Source organism: Sporosarcina contaminans, assembly GCF_042679045.1.
GTDB lineage: Bacteria > Bacillota > Bacilli > Bacillales_A > Planococcaceae > Sporosarcina > Sporosarcina contaminans.
Genome location: NZ_JBHTLT010000050.1, coordinates 1 through 508, shown reverse-complemented (window position 1 = coordinate 508; position 508 = coordinate 1). Strand labels below are relative to the sequence as shown.

The window sequence follows — 508 nt, the reverse complement described above, 5'->3', positions numbered from 1 at the left end:
GTTTTTTAAAGAAGCCTTCTTTTGTCATTGGTCGTTTGTACGGAAGTGCAGGAAGGACATGATTCTCTAAAAGGAAATTCGCAATAGCTGGTGTCTTGTAGGCTGCATCAGCGACAACGATGACTGGGCGTCCCACCTGATCGATCACCTTCTGGACTAGTGGCTCAAGCATATGGCTGTCGTGAACATTTCCTGGAGTCACAATGTTTGCAAGTACAAAACCCTTCTCGTCCGTAGCTGCGTGAAAAGAATAGGCAAACTGCTTTGTCCGTTCATCTTTTACGTAGTAACCACTCTCAGGGTCTGTTGTCGATTCTTTAATTTCCTTGTACTCTTCCTTCTCAAACTTTTCGGGCGGAAATGGTTTCTTCCCATGCTTTTCCCGGTCGAGGTTGAGCTCCTCCTGGAGCCTTTTTTCATAAGCCCGCGTCTCTTTACGAACAACCTTCTTCTCGAACTTTCTCTTATTCGCACTCGCTTTCACGTGGGTCGAATCAATAAAGACATG

The 508-nt window shown here is 45.7% G+C and carries 1 protein-coding gene; it reads right to left on the bottom strand.

Going from position 1 to position 508, the window contains the following annotated elements:
- On the bottom strand, positions 1 to 508 hold a 508-nt coding region (locus ACFQ38_RS11280), incomplete at both ends, for a transposase (RefSeq protein ID WP_381480933.1).